Source organism: Chryseobacterium pennipullorum (genome assembly GCF_003384725.1).
In the GTDB taxonomy this organism is placed as follows: Bacteria; Bacteroidota; Bacteroidia; order Flavobacteriales; family Weeksellaceae; genus Chryseobacterium; species Chryseobacterium pennipullorum.
The window spans coordinates 1-19,422 of record NZ_QNVV01000022.1 but is presented as its reverse complement, the minus strand read 5'-3'; the positions used below and the strand labels follow the sequence as shown (position 1 = coordinate 19,422).

At 38.6% G+C, this 19,422-nt stretch carries 16 protein-coding genes; 15 read left to right on the top strand and 1 reads right to left on the bottom strand.

Going from position 1 to position 19,422, the window contains the following annotated elements; translation table 11 throughout:
* Positions 1-44: 44 nt before the first annotated feature.
* From DRF67_RS18670 to DRF67_RS18600, 15 genes are all read left to right on the top strand, one after another.
* A complete protein-coding gene (locus DRF67_RS18670; protein ID WP_115929818.1) occupies positions 45-410 on the top strand; it encodes an FtsL-like putative cell division protein in 366 nt (121 codons plus the stop codon).
* Positions 394-2,385 carry a penicillin-binding transpeptidase domain-containing protein gene (locus tag DRF67_RS18665; RefSeq protein ID WP_115929817.1) on the top strand — a complete coding sequence of 664 codons (1,992 nt, stop codon included), beginning with the start codon at positions 394-396 and terminating at the stop codon, positions 2,383-2,385. The genes DRF67_RS18670 and DRF67_RS18665 overlap by 17 nt, the downstream gene beginning before the upstream one ends.
* A gap of 63 nt (positions 2,386-2,448) precedes the next feature.
* On the top strand, positions 2,449-3,909 hold the full coding sequence (locus DRF67_RS18660) for a UDP-N-acetylmuramoyl-L-alanyl-D-glutamate--2,6-diaminopimelate ligase (protein WP_115929816.1): 1,461 nt from the start codon (positions 2,449-2,451) through the stop codon (positions 3,907-3,909).
* Between the two features lie 283 nt (positions 3,910-4,192).
* Positions 4,193-5,434: a phospho-N-acetylmuramoyl-pentapeptide-transferase gene (mraY, locus tag DRF67_RS18655; protein ID WP_115929815.1), complete on the top strand. Its 1,242-nt coding sequence runs from the start codon at positions 4,193-4,195 to the stop codon at positions 5,432-5,434.
* A 61-nt stretch (positions 5,435-5,495) separates the two neighbouring features.
* The gene (gene murD, locus DRF67_RS18650; protein WP_115929814.1) at positions 5,496-6,821 is read left to right on the top strand and encodes a UDP-N-acetylmuramoyl-L-alanine--D-glutamate ligase; all 1,326 of its coding nucleotides are present in this window, start codon (positions 5,496-5,498) and stop codon (positions 6,819-6,821) included.
* A 61-nt stretch (positions 6,822-6,882) separates the two neighbouring features.
* On the top strand, positions 6,883-8,121 hold the full coding sequence (locus DRF67_RS18645; RefSeq protein WP_115929813.1) for an FtsW/RodA/SpoVE family cell cycle protein: 1,239 nt from the start codon (positions 6,883-6,885) through the stop codon (positions 8,119-8,121).
* Positions 8,122-8,151: 30 nt separating this feature from the next.
* Positions 8,152-9,270 carry an undecaprenyldiphospho-muramoylpentapeptide beta-N-acetylglucosaminyltransferase gene (gene murG, locus DRF67_RS18640; RefSeq protein ID WP_115929812.1) on the top strand — a complete coding sequence of 373 codons (1,119 nt, stop codon included), beginning with the start codon at positions 8,152-8,154 and terminating at the stop codon, positions 9,268-9,270.
* Positions 9,271-9,339: 69 nt separating this feature from the next.
* A complete protein-coding gene (gene murC, locus DRF67_RS18635) occupies positions 9,340-10,701 on the top strand; it encodes a UDP-N-acetylmuramate--L-alanine ligase (RefSeq protein WP_115929811.1) in 1,362 nt (453 codons plus the stop codon).
* Positions 10,702-10,928: 227 nt separating this feature from the next.
* On the top strand, positions 10,929-11,306 hold the full coding sequence (locus DRF67_RS18630) for a GxxExxY protein (protein WP_115929810.1): 378 nt from the start codon (positions 10,929-10,931) through the stop codon (positions 11,304-11,306).
* A gap of 86 nt (positions 11,307-11,392) precedes the next feature.
* Positions 11,393-12,370, top strand: coding sequence for a cell division protein FtsQ/DivIB (locus DRF67_RS18625; RefSeq protein WP_115929809.1), 978 nt, complete (start codon positions 11,393-11,395; stop codon positions 12,368-12,370).
* 84 nt (positions 12,371-12,454) lie between these two features.
* Complete coding sequence (gene ftsA / locus DRF67_RS18620; protein ID WP_115929808.1) at positions 12,455-13,837, top strand: cell division protein FtsA; 1,383 nt, start codon at positions 12,455-12,457, stop codon at positions 13,835-13,837.
* A gap of 91 nt (positions 13,838-13,928) precedes the next feature.
* A complete protein-coding gene (ftsZ, locus tag DRF67_RS18615; RefSeq protein WP_115929807.1) occupies positions 13,929-15,839 on the top strand; it encodes a cell division protein FtsZ in 1,911 nt (636 codons plus the stop codon).
* Positions 15,840-15,928: 89 nt separating this feature from the next.
* Entirely contained in the window at positions 15,929-16,375 is a 447-nt protein-coding gene (locus tag DRF67_RS18610; RefSeq protein WP_115929806.1) for a GatB/YqeY domain-containing protein, read from the top strand.
* Between the two features lie 459 nt (positions 16,376-16,834).
* Positions 16,835-17,245, top strand: a complete 411-nt coding sequence (locus tag DRF67_RS18605; protein ID WP_115929805.1) for a BrxA/BrxB family bacilliredoxin — start codon at positions 16,835-16,837, stop codon at positions 17,243-17,245.
* A gap of 106 nt (positions 17,246-17,351) precedes the next feature.
* Positions 17,352-18,866, top strand: a complete 1,515-nt coding sequence (locus tag DRF67_RS18600) for a GH3 auxin-responsive promoter family protein (protein ID WP_115929804.1) — start codon at positions 17,352-17,354, stop codon at positions 18,864-18,866.
* An 87-nt stretch (positions 18,867-18,953) separates the two neighbouring features.
* On the opposite strand, the gene DRF67_RS18595 is transcribed toward DRF67_RS18600, so the two are convergent.
* The coding region (locus tag DRF67_RS18595) for an IS256 family transposase (RefSeq protein WP_133297684.1) at positions 18,954-19,422 on the bottom strand (469 nt) is incomplete at its 5' end.

Sequence of the window (19,422 nt, the reverse complement as noted above, 5' to 3'; positions counted from 1 at the left end):
ACAACAAAGCGAATTCATTCTGAAATAAATTGATATAAAACAAATTGGCAAAAAGAACAACATATCGCCCACAGAAAAGACTCACTTTTATAGATATTATAAAAGGAAACTTTCTGAACCGTGATGAGATCAAAATACATTACCGGTATTTTCTTCTGTTGTTTGTGTTGATGATGGCCATGATTTACAGTAATCATCTCGTCAACAAGAAAATCAAAATTGTCAATGCTTTAAAAGAAGAGACGGAAGAATACAAATCGAGAAACGCTTACGCCCAGAGTAAGCTGATCAAAGTAAAAATGGAATCAGAACTGGGGAAAGAAGTCGCCAGGGACTCTCTAATGACCCTGGAAAACCATCCTCACAAATTGCTAATAAAACTGGACAGTACAGATGCAAAAGCAAAATGAATACGACAACAAACGTAAAAAAACGTTAAGATGGGGCTACCTCTTCGCAGTGGTAGCTTTGTGCGTGTTTGTAATGTTCCTCGCAAGAATCGTTATTCTTCAAAATACCAATGTTCAGGAAATTAAAGATGATTACATCAACAAAAATTACCGCGAAGCCACACTAAAAGCTGCCCGCGGAAATCTTTTTGCATCTGACGGCTCTATCCTAGCAACAACAGTAATGCGCTACGACATCTATCTCGACTTTAAAACAATGAAGGATACGATCTATAGCAATAATATTGGAGCGCTGACAGATTCCCTGAGCAAAATGTTCGGAAAATCCAGAGGAGAATTCAGACAGAAGTTTGACGAGCAAAAGAAAAAGAAAAACCAATATTATACGCTTGTAAAAGGTCTTGACTTCGACCAGTACGACAGGATCAGAAACTTTCCCATCTTCAAAAGAGGTAAAAATAAAGGAGGATTCATCGTAGACAGAAATTATAAAAGAGAATTGGCCACCTCAGAAATCGGTGCCGGTACCATCGGAATGGATAACGGAGACCTTAAATCCGGCCTTGAAGGAGCCTTTTCAAAATATCTTACAGGTACCGACGGAAAAAGACTGGAGCAGAGAATCAATTCTTCACAATGGAAACCGATTGACTTCTGGAAGGTACAGGAACCCGTTGATGGAGAGGACGTATATACAACGTTAGACCTTAGAATTCAGGACATTGCACACTCTGCATTGGAGAAGCAGCTGGTCCATTACGAAGCCAAACATGGCACTGTGATTGTCATGGAGGTTGAAACAGGAAAAGTTAAGGCCCTGGTTAACTTAAGAAGAACAGAATCAGGAGATTACGAAGATTCTTACAACTATGCTCTGAAAGACAATATCGAACCAGGATCCACCTTCAAGACCATTTCCCTTTTAGCGGCAATGGACGATGGCTTTATTGATGAGAATACCACAGTGAATGTAGGGAACGGGGTCTGGACCTATGCAAAGCAAAGAATATCAGACGGACACGGCGGTGGAACTTATGACATCAGTGATGTACTGGCCAAGTCCAGTAACGTGGGAACGGCAAAGCTGATTACAAAGTACTATGCAGAAAAACCCCAGATCTTCTTAGACCACCTGAAACGCTGGAAATTATTTGATAAAATGGACATCGAGCTTCCCGGAATTACAAAACCGAAGATCGTAACGCCACAAAATAAAAGATGGAATGCCGCAACATTAGCCTCCATTTCATACGGCTACTCTTCCAATATCAACCTGCTGCAGCTGACAACATTCTATAATGGAATTGCCAACGGCGGCAAGATGCTTAAACCCCTCTTCATCGACAAGATCATGAAAGACGGAAAAGTAATGTATCGGGCGAAACCTGAAATTATGGTAAACAAGATGGCTTCAGAAAAAGCGGTTAAAATGATGACGAGCGCTCTGACAAAAGCTGTAGAGAAAGGAACAGGACGAAGCATTTTTACCCCTAACCTGAAAATGGCAGGTAAAACAGGAACGGCAAGGTTTGAATACTGGCTTCCGGGCCCTATGAAATACAGAGCATCATTTGCCGGATTCTATCCTGCTGATGCTCCAAAGTATACCTGTTATGTAATGGTGAGCGAGCCCAATACAGCAATAGGATTCTATGGTGGTCCCGTAGCAGCCCCGGTGTTTAAAGAAATTGCAGGGAAAACATTCCTGAAAACGCCTCAGAATATCGAGAAAGAAATGCTTGTAGACAAAAAGGTCAACCTGAGTAAAATGGTGGAGCCAAATGTAAAAGTAGCAGTAAACGATAAACAGATGCCAAATGTTGTAGGATTAATCGGTAAAAACGTAATCCCGCAGCTGGAAAACCTGGGATACCGTGTCGACTATAAAGGGGTGGGAAGAATTAAAGAACAGTTTCCGCTTGAAGGCACAACCATCAGCAAGAACCAGAGAATTTATTTGTCTCTGCAAAATTAAAAGTAGAAAACCGGTCCCCAAAGGACAATTTAATAAAGGACAGGATAAAGTCCTGTTGATAAAATGATTATAACAGAATTAGTAAACAAAATCCCAGTAACAGAAATTCACGGTGACACTCACCGCGAAGTTTCTGCATTGGTATTTGACAGCAGAAAGGTTTCGGAAAACGCTCTTTATATTGCAATAAGAGGTACCGTTGCAGATGGGCATGCATTCATTACGGCAGCCATTGAAAAAGGGGCCAAAACAATTGTATGTGAAGAATTCCCTGAATTGCTGGACGAAACTGTAACGTATATCAAAGTAAAAGATTCCTCTAAAGCACTGGGACATCTTGCATCCAACTTTTATGGAAACCCATCCAGAAAACTTAAGCTCATAGGGGTTACCGGAACCAATGGAAAAACATCTGTATCTACCCTCCTTTTTGATGTTTTCAGAAATCTGGGTTATGACTCAGCTCTGCTCTCAACAGTTGAGATCAGAATCGGGGAAGAAATCATTCCGGCCACCCATACTACGCCGGATGTGATTACCATCAATAAAATTTTAGCTGATGCTGTGGAAAAGGGCTGTGAGTTTGCATTCATGGAAGTAAGTTCTCATGGGATTGCTCAAAACAGAATCGAAGGGCTGCACTTCAAAATTGCAGGCTTTACAAACCTTACCCACGACCATTTAGACTATCATAAGACCTTTGAAGAATATCTGAAAACGAAAAAAAGATTTTTTGATGATCTGGAAGACACCGCTGTTGCCATCACCAATGTAGATGACAAAAACGGCAGTGTCATGCTGCAGAATACGAAAGCTAAAAAGAAGTCGTACGCATTGAAAACAATGGCAGACTTCCATGGAAAACTTTTGGAAGTGGATTTCAATGGGATGCTTTTGAACTTCAATGGAAAAGAATTCTGGACCACTATTACCGGTAAATTCAATGTATATAATTTACTGCTTGTGTACGGAATCGCTTCAGAACTTGGATTTGAACAGGATGATATCCTTCAGGCAATCAGTAAATTAAAAAGAGTCTCCGGAAGATTTGAAACTTTCAAATCTGATGGTGGGATCTTCTTTATTGTAGATTATGCCCATACTCCGGATGCCCTGGAAAATATACTGGACAGCATTAATGATATCAGAACAAAAAATGAAAGATTAATCACTGTTTTTGGCTGTGGAGGAGACAGAGATCACTCCAAAAGACCTGAAATGGGGAATATTGCCACCAAAAAATCAACACTGGCGATCATTACCTCAGATAATCCGAGAACAGAAGATCCCGGACAGATTATAAAAGAAATTGAAGCAGGTGTTGAACCTCAATACTTCAGCAAATACACTTCAATTCCCGATAGAAAAGAAGCCATAAAAATGGCCATCAAGTTTGCAGAACCTAAAGATATCATTTTGGTTGCCGGAAAGGGCCACGAAAACTATCAGGAGATTAATGGTATAAAACACCATTTTGATGACAAAGAAGTAATTAATGAGCTTTGGAAGTTAATGTCCAAATAGATTAAAAGTTTATTCATTTCTTCAAGGTCAAAGTTTTGAAAAAGAAATTGAATTTAATAACCAGATAAAAAGAGTGAGCTTTTCAATTAGCAAGTATTGCAAAAGGCTCAGAATATAAATAATAACAGACAATTTATTAGATATTTAAAAATTGCAAAAGGCAGCTAATATGCTGATTGTAAGTGATAGATTTAAATCAGGTGAAGTATTTAAGTGAAATATTGAGAAACCAGCCTTAAATCTTTAAATAAATTAAATTTTTAAATAATAAAAAAAACGAAACATGCTATACTATCTATACGAATATCTAACCGACCATGGAATTCACGTTCCCGGATTAGGGATGTTGAAATACATCTCGTTCCGTGCCGGAATGGCTGTGTTGTTCTCTTTAATTATTGCTCTTGTATATGGTAAAAGAGTAATCAATTACCTGAGAACAAAACAGATGGGAGAATTGGTTCGGGATCTTGGGCTGGACGGACAAAAACAAAAGGAAGGAACTCCTACCATGGGAGGACTTATCATCATTTTGGCGACCATCATTCCTGTATTGCTGTTTACAAGAATAACCAATATCTATATTGTCCTGCTGCTGGTTTCTATGTTTTGGATGGGAGCCATTGGCTTCCTTGACGATTACCTTAAGAAGATTAAGAAAAATAAAGATGGTCTTAGCGGAAAATTCAAGGTAGTGGGCCAGGTAGGATTAGGCTTAATTGTTGGTATTACCATGTATTTCCACCCGGAGATCACCGTTAAAAGAAAATATGCAGATGCTAAAGTAGTGAACAGAAACAATGTAGAGCAAAACTTTATGCCTACAGAAAAAATTACCGTATCTACCGTTCCATTTGCCAAAAACAATGAATTCGATTACAGTGGGATTTTGTTCTGGATGGATGATAAAGATGCTCATGAGTGGGCATGGATTGTCTTTATTCCTATTGTCATCTTCATTGTAACCGCCGTTTCAAACGGAGCCAATATTACCGATGGAATTGATGGGCTTGCTGCCGGAACCAGTGCCATAATATTGCTTACCCTAGCTCTTTTCGCCTACCTTTCCGGGAATATTATTTTTGCAGATTATCTCAATATTATGTTCCTGCCAAATATGGGTGAAACCACCATTTTTGCCGTAGCAATGGTAGGAGCCGTCATTGGATTCTTCTGGTACAACACCTATCCCGCCCAGGTTTTCATGGGAGATACAGGAAGTCTGATGCTGGGAGGGGTGATTGCCGTTTTAGCTATTATTTTGAGAAAAGAATTGCTTATTCCCGTATTATGCGGAATCTTCCTGATAGAAAACTTATCGGTGATGCTGCAGGTAATAGTCTTCAAATACAGAAAGAAAAAATACGGGCTGGAATATGCCCAAAACAATAGACTCTTTAAAATGTCCCCATTACACCATCACTATCAGAAAGATGGTTTTCACGAAAGCAAAATCGTCAACAGGATGATTATCATCGGTGTAATACTGGCCATTGTGTGTCTGATCACCTTAAAAATGAGATAAAATTAAAAGCTGTAGGCAATAAGCTTAAAGCTTAAAGCATATAGCATAAAGCTTTTATAATATGAAAATAGTTGTTTTAGGAGGAGGAGAAAGCGGATGTGGAGCTGCTTATTTGGCTAAAAAGAAAGGTCTGGAAGTATTTCTTTCAGATAAGGGAGCCATTAAGGATAACTATAAGCAGTTTCTGACGGACCATGACATTGAGTTTGAAGAAGGAAGTCATGATGAAGAAAGAATTTTACATGCAGACTGGATTGTAAAAAGCCCTGGAATTCCAAAAAAGGCAGACATTATCCATAAGATTCATGACAAAGGAATAAGACTTTCCTCCGAAATTGAATTTGCTTCCGAATTTACAGATGCTAAAATTATTGCTATTACCGGAAGCAACGGAAAAACAACCACCACTTCCCTCATTTACTATATCCTGAAAAATGACGGATTGAATGTAGGCCTGGGTGGAAATATAGGATACAGCTTTGCTAAACAGGTTGCAGATGAAAATCATGAATATTATGTTTTGGAAGTAAGTTCTTTCCAGCTCGATGATATTCAGAATTTCAGGCCTTATATTTCTTTATTGCTGAATCTGTCCCAGGATCACCTGGATCAGTACAACTACAACTATGAAGAATACGCATTGGCTAAATTCAGGATCACAGAAAATCAAGAAAATGACAACTTCTTTATCTACAACAAGGATGATGAAATGAGTAAGAACCTTCTTGAAAAGCTTGAAATAAAAGCGAAAATGATTCCTTTCTCTACGAAAGAAAAACTTGCAGAAGGGGGATTCATGAATAATGATAAAATTATAGTAAAGATGCAGGATGAGTTCTCGATGAAAGTTGAAGAGTTATCCCTGCTTGGGAATCATAATGTAGCCAACAGCCTGGCAGCATCTATTGCTGGTAAAATACTGAAAATAAACAATGAAAGCATTAGACATTCATTAATGACCTTTCAGGCGGTAGAACACAGATTGGAATTTGTAACGGAAATAGATGGGGTAAAATACATCAATGACAGCAAAGCAACCAATGTGAATGCTACCTATTATGCTCTTGAAAGCATGAAGAACCCAACGGTATGGATTGTAGGAGGACTGGATAAAGGAAATGACTATACCGAAATTGAGGACCTGGTGAAAAGAAAAGTAAAGGCCATTGTGTGCCTGGGGATTGATAATAAGAAGATCATCGATTTCTTTAAAGATAAAAAGGAGTTTATTTATGATACTTCAAGCATGGAAGAAGCCGTAAAAATATCCAAGTCACTGGCGAAAAACGGAGATACCGTTCTTTTATCACCATGCTGCGCAAGCTTTGATTTGTTCAAAAGCTATGAAGACAGAGGGCGTCAGTTTAAAGAGCAGGTATTAAAATAAATGTAAATGTCAGATGTAAAAAGTACATTTTACTTTGTACGTCATACATCAATACAAAATTATGGAAGAACAGTACACAGAAAACAGATTTGAATTTCTAAAGGGCGATAAAGTACTTTGGATGGTCATTCTTGTGATCTCCATATTTTCTATTTTCCCTGTATATTCTGCAAGTTCTAATCTGGAATATATTGTCAATAACGGGACCACAACAGGTCACGTTATCAAACATATGTTCTTTGTACTCCTGGGACTAGGAATTATGAGGCTGGTAGGCGCCGTGAAATATGAGTACATCGGAAAGCTCAGCAGCATCCTGCTTGGCCTGATGATTATCTTATTGGTGGTCACCATGTTCACCGGACAGACCATTGATGGAGCCAGTGCCTCAAGATGGCTGAAAATTCCGGGAACGCCCATCTCATTCCAGCCTTCGTCTTTTGCCTTTTTAATGCTGATCATCTACCTGTGCAGATACTTAACAAAGAAAATAACCCGCGAAAGACTTCCTATAGAAAATATCATGTATATTTTCGGACCTATTCTTCTTGTGTTTGTACTCGTAGCAAAAGATAACGGATCCACTGCCCTGATGATCCTGATGGTTTCTGTAGTTGTTCTCATCATAGGACAGCTGCATTGGAAATATATTGCCGGTTTCATTTCTGCATCATTTGTAGCCATTGTGCTATTCTTATTGATCGCACTGAATACCAACATGATCGGTGGAAACCGGGTACATACCTGGATGAGCCGTATAGAAACATTCACGTCCAGCAAAGCCAAAACAGCAGATGTAGACGATGAAAGTGTGAAAGCCAAAAATTATCAGGTCATGCAGGCAAAAGCAGCCATTGTACATGGAGGGATTACCGGAATGGGGCCAGGAAAAAGCGCCTTAAAGCAAATGCTTCCACAGTCGGCCTCCGATTTTATATTCGCGGTTATTGTAGAAGAATATGGCCTGATTGGAGCCGCGTTTCTGATCAGCCTGTATCTGATTATGATGATAAGGATCGTGATGATTGCCAGCAAAATGCCGGCCTTTTTCGGATCGTTACTTGTGCTCAGCCTCGGTGTGATGATTTTTATACAGCTTGCCGTCAATATTGCTGTAGCAGTGAATCTGATTCCGGTTACGGGACAGCCTCTGCCCTTGATAAGTTATGGAGGGACGTCCATGTTGGTAACCTATTTACAGCTAGGAATTATCTTAAATATAAGCTCACGAATCCAGATTTATGATGAAGAAGGAATGGGCAAAAAACAAAGTATAGCAGAAATAAACGATATCGCTTAGAATTAAAAAAAATAAGAAACGAGACTTAAAATGAACAATCAATCAGCCAATAGCCAAAAGCCAAAAGCCATTCGCGTTTTATTGTCAGGCGGAGGAACAGGAGGACATATCTTCCCTGCCATTGCCATTGCTGATGAAATCAGGAAGAGATTTCCCGATGCGGAATTTTTGTTCATTGGAGCCAACGGAAAAATGGAAATGGAAAAAGTTCCACAGGCTGGTTATAAAATAGAAGGAATTGATATCGCCGGAATAGACAGAGGAAATCTTTTATCCAATCTTGGATTGCCCTTCAAGATTTTGAAAAGCTTATCCAGATCGAAAAAGATTATCAAAGATTTTGCTCCGGATTTTGCAGTAGGGACCGGAGGCTTTGCCAGCGGACCGGCACTTTATGAAGCAGGTAAACTGGGAATTCCGATTTTTATTCAGGAGCAGAATGCCCATGCAGGGGTTACCAATAAAATTTTAAGTAAGAAAGCGAAAGCCGTTTTCACAGCCTATCCGAAAGTAGAGGGCTTTCCAGCAGAAAAAATTAAGTTTCTTGGAAATCCGATCCGATCAACCATCGTTTCCGGAATGCTGGAAACAGCCGAGGCAAAAGAAAAGATGGGATTAGATAAGGACAAGCTTACCATTTTATCTGTAGGAGGATCATTGGGGTCCAGAACCTTAAACAATGCATGGAAAGAAAACCTTGAAAATCTGAAAGAAAAAGAGTATCAATTGATCTGGCAAACCGGTAAGTTGGACTATAACGAATTATCTTCCAGCCTCCAGCTTTCAGATGCCATTCATTTGAAAGAATTCATTAAAGATATGGAGCTGGCTTATTCTGCAGCAGATATTATTGTTTCAAGAGCCGGAGCCATTGCCATTTCAGAACTGGCTGTAGCACAGAAACCAGTACTCCTGGTGCCTTTCCCTTTTGCTGCGGAAGATCACCAAACAAAAAATGCCATGAATCTGGTTGAAAAAAACGCTGCAAGAATGGTAAAAGACTCTGAAATGCAGGCCCAATTCTGGAATACCTTATCAGAGATCTGCGAAAATGAAAATATAAGAAAAGAAATGTCTGAAAATCTGAAGTATTTTGCCAAGCCAAATGCTGCTAAAGAGATTGTGGACGAGATATTTAATAAATTGTAAAAAGTACAATGTATAGTGTAAAAGTAACATAATACTTATACACCGTACGTCATACATTAAGATAAGAAAATGAATAATTTACAAACATATCAAACTTTTTACTTCGTTGGAATCGGAGGTATCGGAATGAGTGCTTTAGCACGCTATTTCAATGCATCCGGAAAGAAAGTATTGGGGTATGACAAAACCAATACAAAACTGACTCAAAATCTGATGAGCGAAGGAATTGATATCGTTTTTGAAGACCTGATAGACGAAAGGATCACTTCTCTTCAGCAAGAGGATACTTTAATCATTTATACTCCTGCGATCAAAACACTTGGGATCCTGGATTATTTTAACGAAAATCAGTTTGAAGTTTTAAAACGTGCCAAAGTTTTAGGACTCATTACAGAAAATACAGATTGTATCGCCGTAGCTGGAACTCATGGGAAAACCACTACTTCTACACTGATTTCTCATCTGTGCAAAGAAGCAGATCTGCCTTTCTCATGCTTTTTGGGGGGTATTTCTGAAAACTTTAAATCCAACTTCCTGTACAACGGATCTACTTATTCCGTTGTGGAAGCTGATGAGTACGACAGAAGCTTCCTGAACCTTTCACCGGATTGGGCAGTAGTCACTTCTACAGATGCAGATCATTTGGATATTTATGGGGATAAAAGCCATATTGAAGAGGGGTTCAGACAGTTTGCAGCGTTGGTTCCTGAAGACCAAAAGCTTTTTGTTAGAAAAGGAATTGAAATAGGAAGAGCCCATCAAACCTATGCGGTAAATGAGCCTGCAGACTACTATTCAGACAACCTGCGTATGGATCATGATAAGATTTATTTTGATTTTCATACTCCAACCGAGACCATTAAAGATTTTGTCTGGGACATCCCGGGAATCCATAATGTAGAAAATGCTACGGTAGCATTGGCTATTCTTCACAATTTAGGCGCAGATTTTGATACGCTGAAAAAAGCAATAGCTAATTTTAAAGGAATTAAAAGAAGATACACCAAGCATATTTATCAAAATGGTAAAATCTACATTGATGACTATGCCCACCACCCTACAGAAATCAATGCTGTAGTAGGTTCTATCAGAACATTTTATCCCGATAAAAAATTACTTGTGGTTTTCCAGCCACACCTTTTCAGCAGAACAAGAGATTTTGCAGACGGGTTTGCTGAAAGCTTAAGCAATGCTGACGAGTTGATCGTACTGGGCATCTACCCGGCAAGAGAACTGCAGGAAAATTTCGAAGGAATTACTTCGGAATGGCTGCTGGAAAAAGTGAGTTTAGAGAAAAAAGAAGGGTCAACGCTGGCCGATGCTTTTGAAAAAATAAAAGAAAAGGATTTTGATATCCTTCTTACAGTAGGAGCAGGAAATATTGATACCCTATACGACCCTATCTGTGAATGGATTGAGAATATTAAATAAAGATAAACGCAACGTTCGGAAAGAAAATTTAATTGAAAATATTTTCCGGTCGCAAGGGCGTTCTACTTAGCAAAGAGAATGCATGAACAAAAATTGATTGGTAAGATATAAGATTAAAAACAATTCATAAAAAGCCAGCCGCTGCCGAGTGAAACGCCTCTGCGAGCGGAATGAAGAATAATAAAGTTCTTTGCGAGCTTAGCGTTTAAAATAAAAAAAAACAATGTATGATTGAAAATGACATTTCAGCTATCGTTTTCGATGCCGGAATAAAGATACATCGTACGCTTGGAATTGGACTTTATGAAAATGTATATGAGAAATGCTTAGTCTATGAATTGAAAAAAAGAGGATTACATGTTGAAAGTCAAAAAAATATTGATATTGAATATGAAGAATTGAAAATTTCTAAAGCGTTCAGAGTTGATTTATTAATCGAAGACAAAGTAATAATTGAAATAAAAGCAGTTCAGGAAATCAATGATTATCATTTTTTTCAGCTTTTAAATTATTTAAGAATAACAAATAAAAACTTAGGAATGATTTTAAATTTTCATTCACTATTATTTAAAAACGGAGTAAAAAGAGTTGTAAACAAATTATAAGGTCCAGCCTTTGCTGAGTGAAACGCCTTTGCGAACGAAAAGAAAATTAAAAAATCTTTGCGAGCGCTGCGTTAAAAGAAAAAAATATGAAAAATAAATACAGAATATTAAAAATTGCTATCACCGTAATTATCCTGGGATTATTACTGAGTTTCTCGTTGAAGAGATTCAGCCGCCAGCAGATTACGGATAGTAAGATTTCTGTAAAAATGAATGAGAAAACCCCGGTTTATTTTGTAGATGAGAAGGATATCAGAGAAATCGTAAAAAAAGAAAACCCATCCGGAAAAGTGGGTAATCTGAATATCCCTAGCCTGGAGAAAAAGATCAATGCTCTGCCTGCGGTAGACAGTGCAAATATTTATCTTAATCTCAATGGGAAGCTCAATCTGGATATCAAACAGAGGGTTCCGGTATTCAGGCTCAATAAAGACGGAAAAGACTTTTATGTGGATGAAAAGGGCATTGAGTTCCCGATTTCAAGAACATATTCCCACCCATGCATGCTGGTAACCGGAAATGTACAGCCTGATGAATATGAAAAGTTAGCTGAACTGGTAGGAAAAATTGATAAGGATGATTTCAGCAAAAAGTTCTTCATTGGAATTTCAAAATCCAGGGACAGCTACAATCTCCTGACCAGTGAAGGAAACTACAGGGTGGAAATAGGAGATCTGGAAAATATTGATGTTAAAGTAAAAGGGTTTAAAACTTTTGTGGAAAAATACCTGGTCTACCAGGATCCTCAAAAATACAGCATGGTCTCTGTAAAATACCAGAATCAGATTGTAACTACATTAAATCCTTATTTTAAAGAAAATGACAGTCTTCTGAAAGCGGGAAAAATGGAATTGGCAAAAGCCCCGGCTCTGACAGCAAATATAAAAAAGGCAGACCCCAAGCCGAAGACTGCAGAAACCAAAAAGATAAGTCCGTCACCGGTAAAATCTAAAGAAAATGCAAAACCAAAAATAAAAACACAACCAAAAGAAACTAAAAAACCAGAAAAAAAATCATCGGCTACGGTACAACCGAAACCGAAACCAAAGGTGAAGATAGAATAAAGGCAAGTTCCCACTTGGATCATTTAACACAAAAAGGGGCAACCCTGTATAAGAAAAAGCAGAAAAAATCAAATCGATATAAAAATGGAAAATCAAGAGTATTCAGTAGGTCTGGACATCGGGACAACAAAGATAGTCGCGATTGTCGGAAGAAGGAATGCACACGGGAAAATAGAAGTTCTCGGTGTAGGAAAAGCTAAAAGTCTTGGTGTTCATAAAGGTATTGTGAATAATATTTCACAGACCATTAATTCAATCAAGGCTGCAGTGTCTGAAGCACAATCTAGTGCCGGCGTTCCTATCCGCAAAGTTACGGTAGGTATTGCAGGAAAACACATTCGTTCTCTGCAGCACTCCGATTATATTATGCGTGAACATCCGGATAAATTTATTACAGATGATGACATTGAAGCGCTAAAAGATCAGGTTAAAAAGCTGGTTATGCTTCCTGGAGAAGAAATTATCCACGTCCTTCCTCAGGAATATAAAGTGGATTCCGAAGGTGAAATTCAGGAACCTGTAGGGATGCACGGAAAACGTTTAGAAGCTAACTTCCATGTCGTTGTAGGACAGATGGGCAGCATCCGTAATATTGCAAGATGTGTCCGTGAAGCCGGATTAGAAATGGAAGCCCTTACTTTAGAACCTTTAGCATCTTCAGAGGCCGTTCTTACCAAAGAAGAAAAAGAAGCCGGAGTTGCCATTGTGGACATTGGTGGTGGAACTACTGATATTGCAATTTTCAAAGATAACATCATCCGTCATACCTGTGTAATTCCTTACGGAGGCGGAATTATTACGGAAGATATCAAAGAAGGCTGTTCTATCATAGAGAAACATGCAGAACAACTGAAAGTAAAATTCGGTTCTGCTGTTCCGGAATTAGAAAAAGACAGTACTTTTGTAACGATTCCCGGGCTGCACGGAAGACCGGACAAAGAAATTTCTCTTAAAACTTTGGCACAGATCATCAATGCGAGAGTAGAAGAGGTTCTGGAAATGGTGAATACAGAGCTCAAAGCTTACGGTGCCTTTGAACAAAAGAAAAAACTGATTGCGGGAATTGTTTTAACAGGAGGTGGCTCCAATTTAAAGCATCTTCGCCAGCTGGCCAATTATACCACAGGGTTTGACAGCAGAATCGGTTTTGCGAACGAATATATCGCCAACGATAAAAATCAGTATCTGAAAGGCCCTGAATTTGCTACTTCCATTGGATTGCTGATGGAAAGTTTGAAAATCAGAGACAAAAAACAGAATGCTGATGAAGAGATTGAGGTTGTTGCAGAACAAACGAAACCGGAAGTAACTGCTACCCAGGCGGAAACCGTGCAAGCTGTTCAGCAGGCAGCACCGGTGCAAGAACAGTCTGTCATGAGCCAGCAGCAAGAAAACAGAAAAGCAAAACTGACCTTCGGGCAGTCGCTTATGGAAAAAGTAAAAAAATTCTTTGAAGAAGTAGAGTAAATTATAAATGATGAATGATAAGCGATAAACGATCTTTTCCTTATCAATTATCATCAATCAATGATCAATTATAATTATAAAAAGTATAGGTATGGAAAATATAGGTACACAAGGATTTTCATTTGATTTACCAAAAGGAAATTCATCCATCATAAAAGTAATCGGTGTAGGAGGCGGTGGAAACAACGCATTAAAGCACATGTACGAAAAAGGTATTCACGGAGTTGATTTCGTGATCTGTAATACAGATGCTCAGACTTTAGATAACAACCCTGTTGCCAATAAAGTACAGTTGGGAACATCCATCACGGAAGGTCTGGGCGCGGGTGCCGATCCTGAAGTTGGAGAAAAATCAGCGATTGAAAGTATCGAAGACATCAAAGCAGCGATGGGACAGAACACAAAAATGGTGTTCATTACTGCCGGAATGGGCGGTGGTACCGGTACGGGAGCAGCCCCTGTTATTGCTAAAGTAGCAAAAGACATGGGAATCTTAACCGTAGGTATCGTAACCGTTCCTTTTAGCTTTGAAGGAAAAAGAAGATTAGATCAGGCTGAAAATGGTCTTGACAAATTAAAAAATAATGTTGACTCGTTAATTGTTATTAACAACGATAAATTGAGACAGCAATTTGGAAACCTTGGTTTCAAGCAAGGATTCTCAAAGGCCGATGAAGTTTTAGCCAATGCTGCCAAAGGTATGGCAGAAGTGATTACAGGTTATTTTGATGTAAACATTGACTTTAGAGATGCTAAATCTGTCCTTCAGAACTCTGGTACGGCTCTGATGTCTACAGGAACCGCTTCCGGTGAAAATAAAGCTGAAGAAGCAGTAAGAAAAGCCCTGGATTCACCATTGTTAAACGACAATAAGATCACAGGCGCTAAAAATGTTCTGTTACTGATCAGAAGTGGTGCAGAAGAGGTAACCATGGACGAAATCGGTATCATCATGGATCACATCCAGAAAGAAGCAGGAAATACGGCGGATATCATCTTCGGGGTGGGCGCTGATGAGGAATTAGGAGATGCTGTAAGCGTTTTGGTGATTGCTACCGGATTCTCTAACGAAAACAAAAAATTCTCCGGACCTACGGAGAAAATCAGAATTAGTCTGAACGACAGCTTTGATGCTCAGAAATCCTCTCCGTTCAAAACAAGAGAAGAAAGAGAAGCTACACCCGAAGCACCGCATGATTTTGGAGGCAAAAATATGTTCAGATTAGATGATGAAGATCATGACACCCCTTTCAATGTATCATCTGTTCAAAAAAAAATGATTATTGAAGAGGAAGAGATCAAAACTGAAATAAAATTCTTTGATGAAGAAAAAGATCAACTGAATACTCCGGAACAGGCGTGGAGACATGAAGAAGAAGGAGATCAGGCGTATAGCTTATTTTCTATTGATGAAGACAATGAAGATCCAAATGATTTGGAGATTCAATCTTTTTCATTTGATTTTGATAATAAAAAAGAAGAGCCTCAATCCGGTGCTCCTGCCAACAGCTCTTTTGCACAGGAAAAACCTGTTGAATTCAATTTCTTTGTTAATGAACCTTCAAGAAATGAGCCTAAATCTGATTTCGGACAACCGAAAGCAGAATTTAACGCGCCTGCCAGTGCGGTAGCAGAACCTGCTCAAAAGATTGATCCTTTCGTTCAGAAACAGGAAGAGCCAAAAGCAGAAACAAAACCTGCTTTTGAAACTAAAACAGAAATAAAAACTCCTAATACTGAAGAATCTGAATTCACATTCGTGAATAAAACGGTTGATCAGGACAGAGTTATCGAAAGAAGAAATAAATTAAAAGAATTCAATTCCCGCTATCAAAGCTTCGACAGCACAAGTGAATTCGAATCGATTCCTGCTTTCAAAAGAAAAAATATCTCTATCGACGGATCCAATGCTTCAGACCAGAATATCAACACATACCTGTCTGATAACAACGGATCTATGCAGATCAGAGAAAACAGATTTTTAAATAAAGACGTAGATTAAACGCTATAAGCAGTACGCAGTAAGCTATAGGCTATTCCAGCCAAATCATAAGGCTTACTGCTTATTGCCTAAAGCCTAAAGCCAAAACCATGAGTTTAGAAAATACCATAAGCGAAGCAATAAAAACAGCCATGAGAGAAAAAGACAGAGTTGCTCTGGACTCTCTTCGGGCCGTAAAATCTCAGATTCTTCTTTTAAAAACAGAAGCTAAAGGTGCAGAAGTTTCTGCAGAACAGGAAATTGCTATTCTGCAGCGAATGATCAAGCAGCGTAAGGATTCCTTTGAGCAGTTTGCTGCACAGGGACGACAGGATCTTGCTGAAGTGGAAGAGGCACAAATGAAAGTGATTGAGCAGTTTTTACCAAAACAGCTTTCTGCAGAAGAATTAGAAACTGAAATCAAAAATATTATTTCAGAAACCGGAGCTGAATCTGTTAAAGATTTAGGAAAGGTAATGGGAGCCGCTTCAAAAGCATTAGCCGGAAAATCAGATGGAAAAAGCATCTCTGAAATGGCTAAAAAGCTTCTTTCATAAGAAACGTGTATGACGGGCGGTAATGAGCTTATTTAAGCCCAGCCCCTATCATCACGGTCTTATATTCCATAAGGATATTCAACCTTTGCATATCGATTTGATTAAAGAAGCCTGGAACTCAAGAGTTCCGGGCTTCATTTTTAATTGGATATTCAAGTTAGTATTCAGCTTGAATTAAAACTGAAAAAAGAATGTAATTACTGTCGTGTTTTAGACCGTACTAAATGATTGATTGTTTGAGGGAAAGCTTTAAATGTTTTTTCATGGTCGTTTGTTTTTTCAGAATCATTTCAAATTTAATAATAATATTCCATTATTCCTACTCTTTATTCATTTTTTTTATAATATTATTGTGGTATTAATATTTGGTTAATTTTATATGACTAAACGATTGATAGTTTTTATATATTGAACAAACGTAAAGAATTGTTTAACTTTGCACTGATAAAAACAAAATATATGTATCCAACAGATTTAGTAATGCCGATGAAGGCTGAACTTACAGATAAAGGTTTCCAGGATTTAACAACTCCTGCTCAGGTAGAAGATGCCCTTAAGCAATCCGGAACTACCCTATTGGTCATCAACTCCGTATGTGGATGTGCTGCAGGAGCAGCGAGACCCGGAGTAGTATATTCTTTGACCGGAGATAAAAAACCTGATCACCTGACTACTGTTTTTGCAGGATTTGACACAGAAGCCGTAACAGAAGCAAGAAAACACCTGGCTCCATTCCCTCCAAGCTCTCCTTGTGTGGCTCTTTTCAAAGACGGAGAATTGGTTCACATGCTGGAAAGACATCATATTGAAGGAAATCCGGCAGGAGCAATTGCTGCAAACCTTCAGGCAGCATATGACGAATATTGCTAAGAAAACAACACACTAAATAACAAACCGTTACAGATTTTGTAACGGTTTTTTTATTTAATCCTATAAAAAATTCTCTGAAAATTCAAATATCATTATATTTGTTGGAATGGCAACTAAAGCACTTTTCAACACGGTAGTCAACTGGTTTATCCGCCAACGGATCGATCAGATACAGAATTTCATGGATCATCCCATTGAGACACAGAAAGGTATATTATTTTCACAGTTGTTCCATGCAGAAGATACAGAATACGGTAAGCTGTACGGATTCAACTCTATTTCAAGCTATCAGGATTTTAAAAATAAAGTTCCGATCGTAACGTATGAAGATTTTGAACCTTACATTGAAAAGGCAAGACAGGGTCAAAAAGATGTAAGCTGGCCAGGCTACATCAAACATTTTGCAAAATCTTCCGGAACAACAAACGCAAAAAGCAAATTTATTCCGATTTCTACAGAAAGCCTGGAATATTGCCATATGAAAGCCGGAAAAGACATGGTTTCTATTTATGCCAACAACCATCCGGAGAACCAGCTTTTCAATTACAAAAATTTACGTTTGGGTGGAAGCTCAGAGCTTCATGCAGACTTTAACACCAAATTTGGCGATTTATCCGCTATTTTAATTGACAACCTCCCTTTCTGGGTAGAAATAACCACCACACCCAGCAAGAAGGTTTCCTTAATGGGCGAATGGGAAAGCAAACTAAGAGCGATTACCTCAGAGGTGAAAAATGAAGATGTGGGAAGTATCCTTGGAGTACCAAGCTGGATGATGGTTCTCCTGCAAAGAGTCTTACAAGAAACCAATGTAGGAAGTGTTTCTGAGCTGTGGCCTAATCTGGAGGTGTTTTTTCACGGTGGAATCAGTTTCAAGCCCTATCGGGAACAATACAGGCAGATCATCGGAAAAAACATCAATTACTACGAAATTTACAATGCTTCTGAAGGGTTCTTTGGGATCCAGGACCGATCAAACAGTGATGAAATGCTTCTCATGCTTGATTACGGAATATTTTATGAGTTTATTCCCATGGATCAGTTCCATTTTTCGAACCCGAAAGTGGTCAGTCTGGAAGATGTGGAAATAGGAAAGAATTATGCTATGGTGATCACGACCAACGGAGGACTATGGAGATACCTTATCGGAGATACTGTGGTTTTCACCTCCACCAATCCATTCAGAATAAAAATAACGGGAAGAACCAAGCATTACATCAATGCTTTTGGAGAGGAACTGATGATTACCAATGTAGAATCTGCCCTTTCTAAAGCGTGTGAAGCTACCGGTGCCCAGATTACAGATTTTACAGGCGCTCCGGTCTTTATGAAAGAAAACGAAGGAGGTGCTCATGAATGGATCTTTGAATTTAGCCAGCTCCCTGATGATCTGGATCATTTTACCGATGCTTTTGACCAGCATCTGAAAAAAATAAATTCAGATTATGAAGCGAAGCGATACAACAGTATAACGCTGAGAAGACCTATCGTACACATCGCCAAAAATAATTTGTTTTATCAGTGGCTCGAAATGAAAGGAAAATTAGGCGGACAGAATAAGGTACCGAGACTGAGCAATGACAGAGAATATATTGATCCATTGCTGGAACTTAATAAATAGGAGAAAGGATAGCCAGAGGATGGAGGTTCTTGCAGTCTTTGACACTATCCCGTAAAGTGTGTAAGTTAAAAAGTTAGGGCTTAGATTTTATAATCTGAGCCTTTTTTCAAAAATAAGCATAAATTGGTTGAGTACAATACCCCAATTATGGATAGGCATTGTCCATTTTTTAGTAGCTTCTTTTAATGCCAAATAAACTGATTTCATTACGGCATCATCTGTTGGGAAAGACATTTTGTTTTTAGTGTATTTTCTGATTTTGCCGTTGAGATTTTCAATTAAATTTGTGGTGTAAATGATTTTTCGTATCTCAAGAGGAAATTCAAAAAATACAGTGAGCTCATCCCAATTGTTTCGCCAGGATTGGATAGCATAAGAATATTTGCTTTCCCATTTCTCTGCAAAATCACCCAGAGCAGCTTCAGCCGCCTGTTTTGTTGGTGCGGTGTAAATATGCTTCATATCGGCAGAGAATTCTTTTCTGTCCTTCCAAACCACATATTTGCATGCATTTCTTATTTGATGGACCACACAAATTTGGGTTTGAGATTCAGGA

What these genes read in the sequence shown, in the direction of transcription:
- murD (WP_115929814.1), top strand. Translation starts at nt 5,496, where the DNA reads ATGAAAATAGTTGTTTTAGGAGGAGGAGAAAGCGGATGTGGAGCTGCT.
- DRF67_RS18605 (WP_115929805.1), top strand. Translation starts at nt 16,835, where the DNA reads ATGTATCCAACAGATTTAGTAATGCCGATGAAGGCTGAACTTACAGAT.
- DRF67_RS18610 (WP_115929806.1), top strand. Translation starts at nt 15,929, where the DNA reads ATGAGTTTAGAAAATACCATAAGCGAAGCAATAAAAACAGCCATGAGA.
- DRF67_RS18600 (WP_115929804.1), top strand. Translation starts at nt 17,352, where the DNA reads ATGGCAACTAAAGCACTTTTCAACACGGTAGTCAACTGGTTTATCCGC.
- DRF67_RS18665 (WP_115929817.1), top strand. Translation starts at nt 394, where the DNA reads ATGCAAAAGCAAAATGAATACGACAACAAACGTAAAAAAACGTTAAGA.
- ftsZ (WP_115929807.1), top strand. Translation starts at nt 13,929, where the DNA reads ATGGAAAATATAGGTACACAAGGATTTTCATTTGATTTACCAAAAGGA.
- DRF67_RS18630 (WP_115929810.1), top strand. Translation starts at nt 10,929, where the DNA reads ATGATTGAAAATGACATTTCAGCTATCGTTTTCGATGCCGGAATAAAG.
- mraY (WP_115929815.1), top strand. Translation starts at nt 4,193, where the DNA reads ATGCTATACTATCTATACGAATATCTAACCGACCATGGAATTCACGTT.
- DRF67_RS18645 (WP_115929813.1), top strand. Translation starts at nt 6,883, where the DNA reads ATGGAAGAACAGTACACAGAAAACAGATTTGAATTTCTAAAGGGCGAT.
- DRF67_RS18625 (WP_115929809.1), top strand. Translation starts at nt 11,393, where the DNA reads ATGAAAAATAAATACAGAATATTAAAAATTGCTATCACCGTAATTATC.
- DRF67_RS18660 (WP_115929816.1), top strand. Translation starts at nt 2,449, where the DNA reads ATGATTATAACAGAATTAGTAAACAAAATCCCAGTAACAGAAATTCAC.
- ftsA (WP_115929808.1), top strand. Translation starts at nt 12,455, where the DNA reads ATGGAAAATCAAGAGTATTCAGTAGGTCTGGACATCGGGACAACAAAG.
- murG (WP_115929812.1), top strand. Translation starts at nt 8,152, where the DNA reads ATGAACAATCAATCAGCCAATAGCCAAAAGCCAAAAGCCATTCGCGTT.
- murC (WP_115929811.1), top strand. Translation starts at nt 9,340, where the DNA reads ATGAATAATTTACAAACATATCAAACTTTTTACTTCGTTGGAATCGGA.